This is a genomic window from Shewanella sp. Koi 1, assembly GCF_052907445.1.
Window position 1 is genome coordinate 1716762 of record NZ_JBREJM010000001.1, and the last position, 12759, is coordinate 1729520.

Genomic DNA, 12759 nt, shown 5'->3' on the forward strand with positions numbered 1-12759 from the left:
GGCTAGATTACTCTGTCATGGTGTAAAAACCAACAGTGAGGTCATGGGGCTTTACCCCACCCCCGAATCCCGCTAAGCCGTTGGTATGGCTGATAGTCTGTTATTTGCAATTAGGGCATTTTAACAATGAGAGTCTTGTTTAACTGTTGTTGAATCTGTCTTCGTTAAATTTTTTAAAAGCAAAGTCAAAGTCAAAGTCAAAGTCGTGGGGCTTCACCCCACACCCGACCAAGGAGGACTGCTCGTCCTATCCTCCTTGGATGCTCCAAGACGCCCCAACGGAGTTGAAAGCCCCTTGGGCATAAAGCGTTCTTATGCTATCGCGTCAGACGCTCGTCCCTGATTCGACTGACGCTATCTCGGCATCCATGCCTCGCTCACGCAACGACCGCAAATGCCCTGCGGCAACTCCGAGGGGAGGTGAACTCCTTCAGCTTTTGTGTTGTTTGCAAGTCATGCAAAGCAAACCGAGTAATGCTTACAACCACTTTTAGAAATTCAACAATGGGTGTCTCGTTAAAGCATTTTCGTCATAAAATCGCTAGTAAAAGACATAATGTTGACGTTATCATTGTGTTAAATCTGGAGAAATTTTGAGACGTGTATGTTTGAGCAATTTACTAATTCAATTAAAGCTACTTTATATGACAGAGTATCAAGTCCATTATCGAGTAGCTTTTTAGTTTCTTGGTGCTTATGGAATTATAAGATACTAATTGTTCTGTTTTCTTCAATGGAGCCATATCAAAAATACAGCACAATTGATATATTTATCAGTACAAGCCTTTTCTCAACACCTTTTTATGAGCCGTTAGGTTATTTAATGTCAAATGGATTTGTATACCCGTTACTTTCCGCTTTGGTTTATATTTTTATCTATCCAATCCCATCAAAATACATTTACAAATATCACATTAAACAACTGTCCTTATTGAAGCAGGCCAGAAATACAATTGAGGAATTAGAAGTATTAACTGTTGATGAGTCGTTGAAAATTAAAAGGTACGCCCTTGGTCAAGAGCGGGGCTTTATCGAGACTATAAAAATCAAGGATGATGAGATTGCAGAGAAATATAAAGAAATTGAGAGTATTAACTCTCGTTTAATTGATAAAGATATTAAGATTAATGAGCTAACTGGTCAAGTAGGGAGCTTGACAGAGAGTGTTAGTAAGCATGTAGATGAAATCACACGTTTTCATGATGAGGTGGCTAATCTTATATTGGAAAATAACAATATGAAAGATGAGTTACTTGCTCTTACTGATAAGCTCCATAGATGGGAAGGGTTATATTCTGATAGCTCTAGTAGTGATAACTCTGAAAATGAAAGTCATAAGCTATGGGACAAATTCAATTCAGTTACTGAAACTGAAGTCTTTAAAAGTATTGTAAATATTGCTAAAAGTGAACTACCGATGTCATCAGTAAATTTGGAATTTATGAAAGACTAGGCGCAATAGGTTTGAACAGGGTATCTATTGATGATGCGATGAATAAATTAGCCTCCAAAGAATTAATTAGTTTTTATAGCGGGAGCAATGTTGGTCTAAGCGCTGACGGATTAGATCTAGCTGTAAGACTAAAGTTAGCTTGATGTAAAAATTTAAAAATAAGCGTACCCGTTAACGGGTACGCTTTTCTCTCGCCAAAATTCCCCGTATACCTATAAGCGCACTTAGCCAACGCTGTGAAGCGTAGGCGCGTTAACCCGCCGTGAGGCGCTTATAGTCTGCCGTGAGGCAGCGTATCTCAAGGGGAAAAACCATGCTTAAAAAATACCTGCCTTTTGTGGTGATTGCTGTCGGCGTGTCTATGCCGCTAATCGCGTCATGTCTGTTCACTATTTGATTGGTTAAGGGAGAACAAGCGCAATAGTTAAACTCCCATCTTTTCAAACGTTGCCGTGATAGCACCGAGGTTTGCTAAGCCGAATTCGATTGTGGACGTGACCTTCGATGATATGGATATCATCGCAGAGCCGCCATGGATGGCTTCACGGCGTGTCACGGAAGCAATGGAATTCGGCGTGTCCGTGACTAGCTCAGAAGTGCTTGGATCATCTTTCTATTCTTAACCTAACATTCCGCCATTCTAGTTATACAAACAAAAACCGCCGCAAAATATTTCCGGCGGTTTGTGATTAACACTCTGTATTTAAATGAGATTTAAAGCTTACGCCAACTCACTCGCTATTCGTTGACCATAGCTAATAGCGCAGGTAAGAACTCTTTATCCAATGCGGCAATTTCACCTTGCTCGATAAGCACTTGATTAAGAATCTCATGGCTAGTCAAAGGATTAGCTAATACCACGCGAAACACCACTGTGGGTTGTCTAAAGTAGCGGGCGGGTTGAATGCGGGTGCGGGAGACAAAGGATTTACCCTGTTCGCGTTGGTGTTTTTGAATAAATTGGGTTAGACCATCGAGCAGCTCATTAAAGCGAGCGAGTTTGGTCTTATCGCCTTGTTCAATCGCAACTTGCATCGCTGCCTGCACACTCGCAGGAACATAACGATAGGTAAGCAGGCACAGCTCTGGCGCGGTGACTAGCTCAAAGTCAGGGTGTGCGTCGATTTGCTCGGCAAAATAACGGGCTTTTTCAAGGCTGTTGTTGATCAGAATCTCGTAACCATCGCGGCCGATAATCTGCAAACAGGCGTGCACTAACATCGCCATGCCGGGGCGTGAGCCTTCGAGCGTTTGGCTGCCTAAATCCTTAGAACCTCGGCGCAGAATATATTCGGCGTGGTGGGCAATGGCATGGGCAAACTCTGGGTTTTTAAATAGCACCATGCCCGCGCCCATGGGGACATACATTTGCTTATGGGCATCGATGGTGACTGAATCAGCGAGTTCAATACCATCAAGTAAGTGACGGTATTTATTGGATAATAAGCTTGCGCCGCCCCAAGCTGCATCCACATGGAAGTGGCAGTTTAGCTCAGTTGCTAAGGCGGCAAGTTCGCGCAGTGGGTCGATATTGCCCGTCTCGGTCGTGCCTGCCACTCCAACAATCGCCATGACTTTGATGCGCTTATTCGCCAGTTCGGCGGCGACTTCGCGCATTTTGGCAACGTCGACTTTGTTATTGCCATCGGTTGGGATGCTGATGATATTGTCGCGACCGATACCGAGCAGATCGACGGCCTTACCTAAGGAGTAGTGGCCGCGCTCGGAGACCAGAATCGCTAAATCATCGAAGCCATAGTGGCGCAGCGCCTTGATTAAGCCTTCGCGGGTCACGCCTTTAAAGTCGCCATCGGCCTTGAGTAATTGGTTGCGGGCAATCCACAGGGCAGTGATGTTAGCCACTGTGCCGCCTGAACAAAATGCGCCGAGGGAATGGTTGGCGCTGTGCATCCAATTACGATAAAAATCATCGTTTTGAGCGTAAATCAAATGGTGCATCATGCCGAGCACTTGGCGCTCAAGCGGTGTAAAGGCTTTGGAGGTTTCGATTTTGACCAAGTTTTGATTCAGCCCCACCATCATTTTCGACAGTGGTAACACGAAATAGGGCAGTGCCGAGGTCATATGGCCGATAAAACTGGGCGCCGCCGTATGTACCGAATGCGCCACGAGATTTTGCATTATTTCGTCGGTGTAGTCGGAGACAAAACGCGGCTGGCTTGGAATTTCAAAAGCTTGAAAATCGGTCTCGATTTCGGAGAGCGGCTTTTCTAGCGCGGCAATGCTGTCACCCAAAAAGCCCGCTAAGTCCTCGGAAAGCTTCTGCTCGATGATGCTTAAAGTGGATTCCGCATCTTCGGGCACAGTGAAAATTCGCATCAAACTGTCTTCGGATGCGATGGCTTGGCGAGGGAGTTTTTGGGTCATGGGGCTTGCCGTCTATTAATTCTTATAGTGAAACCGCAAAGGTGATTAAGAGTATAACCAAATACATGGCGCTTAAACCCGTTTACGGATTACCAAAAAGGGAGCTCACTTTACTGCAAGGCCTTTTAGGCATCAAGCACTAAAACACCGCCTAAGTCTGTGCTTGGGTTATAGAATAAACAAAGGCGCTATGAATAGCGCCTTGGGTGTGTGTTGTTAGGCTATCTAAACGCTATCGGTACGCTAAGGTAAAGTTAGCGCTTGCCCAACATCAAGACGGCGCCAATATTACGGGCGGTATTGGTCAGATTCGTTTTGGCGTTCGCCAGCACATCGTCCAGTGGACTTAAGTGTGGAATGATGGGGAAAATCGCCGCCATACCTTGCTCGAGCACGGCATTAGCATTGTCGCCAAGGCAGCCCGCAATCCCGATAGTCGGAATATTTTGCAGCTGCGCTTGCTTTAATACGCCCATCGGGGTTTTGCCAAAGATTGTCTGGCCATCGATTCGGCCTTCGCCGGTGATAACAAGATCCGCGCCGCGAATTTTGTCTGCCAGTCCTACCGTTTGCATCACAATCTCAACACCGGGTTTAAGCTCGGCGCCTAAAAAAGCCATTACGCCAAGTCCCATTCCGCCTGCCGCGCCCGCGCCAGCTTGATTGCGGTGATCGGTGACGCCACTTTGGGCGATCACATCGGCATAGTGACTTAGTGCTGCATCTAAGGTGCTCACCATCTCGGGTGTTGCGCCTTTTTGCGGGCCAAATATGGCCGAAGCACCACGCTCGCCGCACAGCGGATTATCGACATCGCAGGCCACTTCAAAGGTGCATTCTTTCAGTAGTGGATGGGCGTTGCTCATATCGATACTGGCAAGCTGAGCAAGTGCGCCGCCGCCAGCACTTAAGGTTTTACCTTGTTTATCCAGCAGTAAAATATCCAGCGCTTGGGCCATACCAGCGCCGCCATCGTTGGTTGCACTGCCACCCAAGCCTAAAATAATGTGTTTTATCCCGCGATTGAGCGCATCACAAATTAGCTCGCCCGTGCCATAACTGGTGGTGATGAGCGGGTTACGCTGATCCCTTGGTACATGGTGTAAACCCGAGGCGGAGGCCATTTCAATCACCGCAATCGTGCCTTTCGCTTGCTGGCCTAAAATGCCGTAATGGGCTTTGACTTTATGGCCGCGTGGCCCCATGACCTCTAAATTGACAATGCTGCCGCCAGTGGCATCGACCATAGATTGCACTGTGCCTTCGCCACCATCGGCGACGGGGATTTTGACAATCTCACAGTCTGGGATCACTTGTGTTAAGCCTTGTTCGATCGCATTAGCCACATCGAGTGCGCTTAAGCTCTCTTTAAAGGAATCGGGGGCGATAACTATCTTCATTCAAAATCCTACAGCTTTTTGGGCGCACGGATGCGCCCAAGGATGAGAAAAGTGCGGCTTAGAGCAGCACTAAGCTTAGTACATACACGGTCAGCATTGCGGTGACGCCTTGGATAAGGGTCGCCATGGTTTGTGCTTTATAGGCTTGTTTAACGCTCATGCGGCTAAATTGAGTCACCACCCAGAAGAAGCTGTCATTGGCGTGGGAGACTGTCATGGCGCCGGCACCAATCGCCATTACGGTTAACACGCGGCCCATATCACTGCCAAGACCAATATCGCCCAGCATAGGTGCGACTAAGGCCGAGGTTGCCACTAGGGCGACGGTGGATGAACCTTGCGCCGATTTCAGTGCGGCGGCGACGATAAAGGGCATGAAGATACCCACCCCTAGCGCCGACAGTGAGCTACCCAGATAGTCGCCGATAGGTGTGGCTTTTAAGACGGCACCGAAGGCACCACCGGCACCGGTAATTAAAATAATCGGTGCTGCGGCAACTAAGCCTTGGCTGATGCGCTCGCTAAACTCGGCAATCTTGTTATCGCTTTTCAGTAACAGCAGTGACAGGAACAGACCGATAAGCAGGGCGTTAACGGGTTGGCCAAGGAAGACTAACAGGCTGAATAGGCCTTCTTTGCCCAGTGGTGCAGACGGGAAGTTGGCGATAGAGCCTAAGCAAATTAATAGGATAGGCACAAAAATCGGTGCAAATGCCTTTAATGGGCTAGGGAGTGTGCCATAGCTTTGTTTTAAGGCTTCAAAATCAGCAGCTTGTGCTTTGAGTTCTTCCGCACCTTCGCCATCGGGTTCAACACTGGCAAAACGGTTCGCCCATAACATCCCCGCAAGCGCGGCAACGGCAGCAACAAATAAGCCGACACCAATCACTAGGCCTAAGTTGGACTCTAACCCTAAGTTACCCGCCGCGGCGATAGGACCAGGTGTGGGCGGCACGAAGGTATGAGTGGCATACAGGCCTGTGGCTAACGCCACGCTCATGGACACGCTCGAAACCTTCATGCGGTTGGCCATGGATTGTTTAAGCGAGTTTAAAATCACGAAGCCAGAGTCACAAAACACCGGAATCGACACTAAATAACCGATGATGGACATAGTGAGTGTTGGGAAGCGTTTGCCCAAGACTTTGATCACCACGTCCGCCATGGTAATGGCGGCGCCGCTTTTTTCGAGGATGATACCGATAATGGTACCTAACACGATCACCAGACCGATATAGCCGAGGATATTACCAAAGCCTGTGGTGATGGTTTTGGCAATATCGCCACTCGGTAAACCGTAGGCGAAGGCGGCGATAAAGGCGGCCAGAATTAAGGTTAAAAACGGATGGAGCTTAAATTTTGAGGTCGCGATAACAATAAATGCAATCACGCCGATGAGGATGAGCACTAAGTTCATATGTTTTCCCGTTCAGTCTTGGCTGAAGTTCTTAAGTGGTTTTGGCTGTTTTTGTAGGGCGCAGTCTTTATTTGATCCCAAGTCCAAATAAAGGCTGCTTTAAGGTCAGCCTATTATTGAACACTGTCAGTTGAATAGCTTTGGGTAAATCGACGGAATTACGGGCGGAAATGGCCCTTATTTTGTGCGTGCGCACAAAATAAGGGCCGTGAAATCGAATGTAATGCTAAGAATATTGTTGAGCAAACGCGAGCAGCGAGCCACGCTTATTGACGACGGATAAAGGACTCGACATATGCCGCGGTGCGGGCATTGAGGATGGGGTCATCCGATGCTGCTATGCCTTTGGGTAGGAGCAGAGGATTAAAGATGCTTCTATCACATTGTTGCACTTGAGGATCGCTGTCGCGCTTACCATCAATCACTACTTGGCCGACGAGAATGCGTGGACGGTTTTCGGGCCAAAGCACTGTCGGGTTATTAATCTCATCGCCTTGTTCCGCTAACTGAATATACAGATCCCACTTGGCAGGTTGAGACTGAATTCTATTGAGTAACTCAGGTTTGAGAAAGTCATCATCGAGCTGTGCCAATGCTTGTGGAGTGAGGGCTTGCGTGCCCGCGACGGGTTCAAAAATCCATTTACCTGCAATGCTGTTATTTTGCTTGTCGGTAAACAGAAAACTGTTCACCCCAAAGTACTGGCTATTGGCAAAACTCGGGCTCGGCGGCAATTGTTTTAGATAGTCGAAAAAGGCTTTGGCATCGGACTTATTATCGATAAGCCATTGCTTACCTTCGGCGCCTTGCTTGCTCTTGGTTTGGAACAGATAAAAGTCCTCTAGGTTACTGGCAAAAAACATCGGCACATTGGTGGTAACAAAGTTGAGGTTTTCCCGCTCGCCATCGATTTTTAATGACATGAAGCGCCCCGGGGTTTTATCGGACAGCTTAGGATTAGTGCCGCCGAGGGAAAAACGAGCGGTCACTTTGATGGGATTTTGATTAAAAAAGGGAATGTTGAGTGAATCGTGCAATTGGGGATTGGGGGCAAAGTAGCCCGAGGTACAAAACCCTTTTGTATGATTACGCAGTTTAACTTTTTTACCCGCCTCGCGACTCGCTGCATCTGGCGTGCCGTTCACTGCATCTACTAATTCTGGAATGGTACGCTCCGCCGCGCTGGCAAGTGGGGCGACAAACACTGAGCTGACCATTAGGCACGCTGTGGCGAATGAGCTGAGTTTGGCATGATATGGCTGCATGGATTTCCTTCCTTAACAATTTAACCGTATGGGTGTCTTGTGCATTGATAGGAAAGGACGAGGCGAAATTATCTTTCACTCATTTTGTGAATATCTGGCCAGAGGACGGCAAAACTAAGCCAAGACTGCTGGATTATGCCTGAGCTTGTATGAGTGAAATATCTTGGCTAATTTCAATTCATTCATTGAGTTAACGCTTGCTGATGTTGAGTTTTACGCTAGTGGTGATATGGGGCACTACTCGAGTCGGTAATTTGAGGTATCTATCAACTGCCCAAGATAAAGGCTTAACAATCCGTGGAGGGAATGGATGTCACTCTTGGTGAGTTGCTGAATTTTATCTAACCGATACCTTAGGGTATTTCGGTGAATAAACAGCGCATTAGCGCATTGCTGCGCATCACCAAAGTGAGTGATATAGGCGGCTAGGGTTTTGCGTAGCTGACCATTTTTATCGGCCTTGGCTAATTGTTGGTAGGGGCTGGCCAGCGCTTGACCACGCCAATCATGCTTGAGCCCAGATAACAGCACTTGCAAGGAGTAGTCTTCAAACAGGTATTTAGTGCCCTCGGGGTTAAGCTGCTTGCCTAAGTTCAAGGTTTCCTGCGCGGTTTGGTAGGAGCGGGCAATGCCGCCTTTTTCAGGGAAAAAATGTCCAAGAGCGATTTTAAAATGTAAATCCATTTGCGCCGGTAAACGCTGCAGCAGTTTATCGATACGCTGGTTCTCAAGCTCGGGATCCCATTGTTTACCATCCAGAAACGCCGGTTTTAAGATCACCAGTTGCGACATCGAGGTCATGGCTATCAAGTTGCCGCGATCGGGATTTTGCAGTAAATGCAGCACTTGCTTGAGGATTTCGCTGACTCTGGGATTACGCTCGTCTGCGCTTTGCTCGCTCTGGACTACTGAAGTAAACCCAGCGGATTTTTGCTGGGGTGGCGCGGATTGTTTTTCACTGACTTCAATTATGGCGGCCACTCGCGGCAAATTGATATCGATGTCGAGTTGCTTGGCCCAGCGATGCAATTGCTCATCGTCATCGGTTTGCGCCTTAATCAACTGCAAAATAAATTCTTCACGCTGACGATTTTCCCACTGCAGCTGATCCTGCTGGTTGGCTTGTTCGACAATCATTTCGGCGGTCATTTTTAGCAGCTCACCGTAGTGGGTTAACTCGGCTGGATCGCCAGTAATACCAATCACACCAATAATTTGCCCTTGATAATGCAAGGGTAAGTTGATGCCGGGTTTGACACCATGTAAACCAGAGGCCACTTCTTCACTCAGTTCCACATTGCGGTTTTGGGCGATAGCGAGCAGCGCACCCTCGTGGGTCGAGCCAATACGTTTGGGATCGCCGGAACCTAAGATCACGCCCTGACCATTCATCACATTGATATTGTGCCCAATGATTTTCATGGTGCGACTCACAATTTGTTTAGCGATGTGTTGATCCAAAACGTACATAACTCACCTTAATTTTCAAAGGATTGATACAGAGGTTCGCTTAAACGGCGACGCCATAAGGGTAAAGGCAAACGACAGAAAAGGGCAGGTGTTTTTTTATCTTCTATACTGAGAATTGAACCTTACTCTTGTTAACCTATTTTTAACATTTGAGTTGGGGAAAGGTTATGGCGGTATTTTGTTCCCTTAAGTGTCATTTGTCCCTTTGTGGACAGGGCGAAGGATATCACGATGAAAGTCTATCTCTTACCTTCTGTACTCAGTATGTGCGTTGCGGCAAGCCTTCAGGCGCAGGCCGCTGAGTTCAACGTTAATCACGGGCAATCCCTCTCGGCAGCGGCAGGGTTGAGCCAAAAACACAGCTTTAAAGAGGTCAAAACGGTAACGCTCAATAAAGGTCAAAGCAAAACGAAAGCGTTGCAGTATTTCGATGGTGTGCTGGTGTATGGCCATCATCTGGTTGTGAGCACGGATGATACAGAACAAAGCGCCATGGGGGATGTGGCACAAATTGCGGATGATTTTTCGGTAGCGGCAGGGATTTCTCAAGGGCAGGCGATTGCGGCGTTGAATCGGTTATATCCAGGTTCGGTGGCAACCGGTAAAAAGGATGTGCAACTGGTGATCTTGATGACCGAGGATACCCCGAGGTTAGTGTATCGGGTGTCTTACTTAAGCGATCAAACCGATGCGTTATCTCGGCCAACGGGCTTTGTCGATGCGCAAACCGGCGAGGTGCTTGAGCATTGGAATGAGATCATGACCGCCAAGAATAACGTGGGTAAACCCGGTGGTGGTGGAGGCGGCTCAGGCGGCAGCAGTACTCCCTTGGATGCAACGGGTCCTGGTGGCAATGCAAAAATCGGTGGTTACTACTACGGCAGTGATTACGGTTTTCTTAAGGTGAGTGAGTCTAATGGTACATGCACTATGACCAACACCAATGTGAAAACCGTGAACATGGCGAACTCGACCCGTCGAGGTTCTGTGTTTACTTTTACTTGTCCGGAGAACACTTATCAGGCTGTCAATGGCGCTTATTCGCCTTTAAATGATGCCCACTATTTCGGTGGCGTTATTTTTAATATGTATAAGGATTGGTACAACACTGCACCGTTAACGTTTCAGTTAGAAATGCGGGTGCATTATGGCCGTAACTATGAAAATGCCTTCTGGGACGGCTCGGCTATGTCCTTCGGTGATGGTGCGAGTTACTTCTATCCCCTCGTGAGTTTGGACGTTTCCGCCCATGAAGTGAGCCACGGCTTTACCGAGCAGAACTCGGGCTTAAATTACAGCGGCCAGTCCGGCGGCATCAATGAAGCGTTTTCGGATATTGCCGGTGAGGCGGCCGAGTTCTACATGCGTGGCAGTAACGACTGGAAAGTGGGCTACGACATAGTTAAAGGCAGTGGCGCACTGCGTTATATGGATAATCCACCTAAGGATGGCCGCTCAATCGACAATGCCGCCAACTACACTAGCTCCATGGATGTGCATTATTCCTCAGGGGTATTTAACAAAGCTTTTTACACACTGGCGACCAAGAGTGGTTGGAATACCCGCAAGGCGTTCGATGTGTTTGTGTTAGCGAACCAGCTGTATTGGACACCAACCTCGACCTTTAACCAAGCGGCCTGTGGTGTGCTGCAGGCGGCGAGTGCCAATGGTTCTGCCTATCCTGTGGCGGATGTGGCTGCGGCATTTGCTGTGGTTGGCGTGAGTTGCCAGTGATATTGAGAGCCGTGCAATGTTTGGAGAGCGATTAAGTCGCTCGCCAAAACCTTTCTAAGCTCCAGTTTTTGAGTTCTAGTTTCCAAGTTCCAGTCTATAAGCCCCTTAATGGGGCTTTTCATTGGGATTTGATTAGGGTTTACATAGGCTTAGAACTTGCCAGCAGGCCTGCGATACGCGCTTGAAGTGTGGGGAGCTGTTCGCGCTCAAACTCGGGATGCTGTTTTAGCCAAAGATTGTTGCGCGGGCTAGGGTGGGGCATGACCATTAGCCTAGGCCAATATAACGACCATTGTTCAATGGCTTGGGTTACTGTGATCTTCTTGTTCGTTTGTGGGGTAGATATCGCTATCGCTTGAGAGCTTAACGCTACGTCTGTCGTATCTATGGCCCGTGTGCGCGGTAGATGGTAATCAATGGCATATTGGCCAAGGACCAGCACTAATTCTATTTGTGGCATCAAGGCCAATAACTTCGCATGCCAAGTTGCGGCGCACTCGGGGCGTGGCGGTTTATCACCCTGCTTTTTTCCATTGCGTTCAATGGTTCCCGGAAAACAAAATCCCATCGGCACTATGGCAAACAGTGCGGGATCATAAAATTGTTCCCGAGTGACATTAAGCCAAGCTCGCAGCCGCTCACCACTGGCATCGTCGAAGGGGATGTCCTTATGGTGGGTTTTTACGCCGGGGGCTTGGCCGGCGATTAAGATCCGTGCTTGGCTACTGGCTTGTAAGATGGGTTTTGCTGGTAGGGGTAATTCGGCCTGACACAGTTGGCAAGCGCGGATTTGTTTAAGCAGTACATTGAGCTCGGCTGAGCCGTTTGGCTCGATAGCTGGGTGCGACATGTCTGTCATCATCAAGCCCCAAGTTTGCTCAATAGCTGGTAGAGCCAATACCCAAAGAGCGCATAGGAGGCGACTAATACAAGGTAACTCAATAATTTGGCGCCCAAGGCTTTAGTGGGAGCTTTGGCATGGGAGGCTAATGCAATATGGCCCAAGATAATCGCAAACAGGGCGCAGGGTGGCAGCAGATAACTGATGCCTAAGACGAATAGGGCACCAAGACTCAGCAGCCAGTTCGCGTGTTGGTTGCTGGGCTGGTTAAGTTGGCGTAACTGCAGCGGTAATAAAATCAGCCCAACGCCGACAATGATCATGCCGAGATTGAGTGCAAAGTCACTCCAAGCACGGTGATCATAAAGGGTTAAGGCAAAGGCGAGCAGAGGCACTATCTGTGCGGTCAGCACGTGGCGTTTGGCAAAGAGGGGATTACGATACTGACCCGCAAAAAAGAATAGCCCCTGCATCAATGCGTTGATAAGAGTAAATCCACCCAGTCCAACGATGATAAATAAACTCGCCGTGCCACCGCTGGAATCGAATGCCATGGCTGGGGTGGCGAGCAAACTTAAGCCTATCGAGGCGGGCAGAGGCGATAAACGCCACAAACGCCACAAGCAACAAGTGAAGGACGACATCTAAGATCCAATGATAGTTAACTCACTGAATTAACATCCGCTAAAGTGCCAGTAAACTCAAGGAATACCTCATCTTCGGCGTAAGTTTTGCCTCAGAGTCTGATCTTATTCAAGATTTTGGCCGCAGGAATAGACTGGACCTGTATC

Annotated in this window: 9 protein-coding genes; 2 read left to right on the forward strand and 7 right to left on the reverse strand. The window is 48.2% G+C overall.

The genetic code is table 11. From position 1 onward, the window contains the following. Positions 1-604: 604 nt before the first annotated feature. Positions 605-1453 (forward strand): hypothetical protein, encoded by an 849-nt coding sequence (locus ACUZ8J_RS07535; protein ID WP_446693490.1) that lies wholly within the window; start codon positions 605-607, stop codon positions 1451-1453. Positions 1454-2191: 738 nt separating this feature from the next. On the opposite strand, the gene panP is transcribed toward ACUZ8J_RS07535, so the two are convergent. The 5 genes from panP to ACUZ8J_RS07560 all read right to left on the reverse strand — a co-directional run bounded on the left by panP (position 2192) and on the right by ACUZ8J_RS07560 (position 9393). Continuing rightward, positions 2192-3841, reverse strand: a complete 1650-nt coding sequence (gene panP / locus ACUZ8J_RS07540; RefSeq protein WP_446693491.1) for a pyridoxal-dependent aspartate 1-decarboxylase PanP — start codon at positions 3839-3841, stop codon at positions 2192-2194. 254 nt (positions 3842-4095) lie between these two features. After that, positions 4096-5241 (reverse strand): glycerate kinase, encoded by a 1146-nt coding sequence (locus ACUZ8J_RS07545; protein ID WP_446693492.1) that lies wholly within the window; start codon positions 5239-5241, stop codon positions 4096-4098. A gap of 58 nt (positions 5242-5299) precedes the next feature. Then, on the reverse strand, positions 5300-6658 hold the full coding sequence (locus tag ACUZ8J_RS07550) for a GntP family permease (protein WP_011623270.1): 1359 nt from the start codon (positions 6656-6658) through the stop codon (positions 5300-5302). A gap of 266 nt (positions 6659-6924) precedes the next feature. Further along, positions 6925-7923 (reverse strand): catalase family peroxidase, encoded by a 999-nt coding sequence (locus tag ACUZ8J_RS07555; RefSeq protein WP_446693493.1) that lies wholly within the window; start codon positions 7921-7923, stop codon positions 6925-6927. Positions 7924-8160: 237 nt separating this feature from the next. Continuing rightward, positions 8161-9393: a sugar diacid recognition domain-containing protein gene (locus tag ACUZ8J_RS07560; RefSeq protein WP_446693494.1), complete on the reverse strand. Its 1233-nt coding sequence runs from the start codon at positions 9391-9393 to the stop codon at positions 8161-8163. A 231-nt stretch (positions 9394-9624) separates the two neighbouring features. On the opposite strand from ACUZ8J_RS07560, the gene ACUZ8J_RS07565 reads away from it, so the two are divergent. After that, entirely contained in the window at positions 9625-11127 is a 1503-nt protein-coding gene (locus ACUZ8J_RS07565; RefSeq protein WP_446693495.1) for a M4 family metallopeptidase, read from the forward strand. 139 nt (positions 11128-11266) lie between these two features. On the opposite strand, the gene ACUZ8J_RS07570 is transcribed toward ACUZ8J_RS07565, so the two are convergent. Beyond that, on the reverse strand, positions 11267-11989 hold the full coding sequence (locus ACUZ8J_RS07570; protein ID WP_446693496.1) for a uracil-DNA glycosylase family protein: 723 nt from the start codon (positions 11987-11989) through the stop codon (positions 11267-11269). Beyond that, complete coding sequence (locus ACUZ8J_RS07575) at positions 11989-12612, reverse strand: hypothetical protein (protein WP_446693497.1); 624 nt, start codon at positions 12610-12612, stop codon at positions 11989-11991. The genes ACUZ8J_RS07570 and ACUZ8J_RS07575 overlap by 1 nt, the downstream gene beginning before the upstream one ends. Between the last annotated feature and the right edge of the window lie 147 nt (positions 12613-12759).

What these genes read in the sequence shown, in the direction of transcription:
- ACUZ8J_RS07535 (WP_446693490.1), top strand. Translation starts at nt 605, where the DNA reads ATGTTTGAGCAATTTACTAATTCAATTAAAGCTACTTTATATGACAGA.
- panP (WP_446693491.1), bottom strand. Translation starts at nt 3,841, where the DNA reads ATGACCCAAAAACTCCCTCGCCAAGCCATCGCATCCGAAGACAGTTTG.
- ACUZ8J_RS07545 (WP_446693492.1), bottom strand. Translation starts at nt 5,241, where the DNA reads ATGAAGATAGTTATCGCCCCCGATTCCTTTAAAGAGAGCTTAAGCGCA.
- ACUZ8J_RS07550 (WP_011623270.1), bottom strand. Translation starts at nt 6,658, where the DNA reads ATGAACTTAGTGCTCATCCTCATCGGCGTGATTGCATTTATTGTTATC.
- ACUZ8J_RS07555 (WP_446693493.1), bottom strand. Translation starts at nt 7,923, where the DNA reads ATGCAGCCATATCATGCCAAACTCAGCTCATTCGCCACAGCGTGCCTA.
- ACUZ8J_RS07560 (WP_446693494.1), bottom strand. Translation starts at nt 9,393, where the DNA reads ATGTACGTTTTGGATCAACACATCGCTAAACAAATTGTGAGTCGCACC.
- ACUZ8J_RS07565 (WP_446693495.1), top strand. Translation starts at nt 9,625, where the DNA reads ATGAAAGTCTATCTCTTACCTTCTGTACTCAGTATGTGCGTTGCGGCA.
- ACUZ8J_RS07570 (WP_446693496.1), bottom strand. Translation starts at nt 11,989, where the DNA reads ATGATGACAGACATGTCGCACCCAGCTATCGAGCCAAACGGCTCAGCC.
- ACUZ8J_RS07575 (WP_446693497.1), bottom strand. Translation starts at nt 12,612, where the DNA reads ATGTCGTCCTTCACTTGTTGCTTGTGGCGTTTGTGGCGTTTATCGCCT.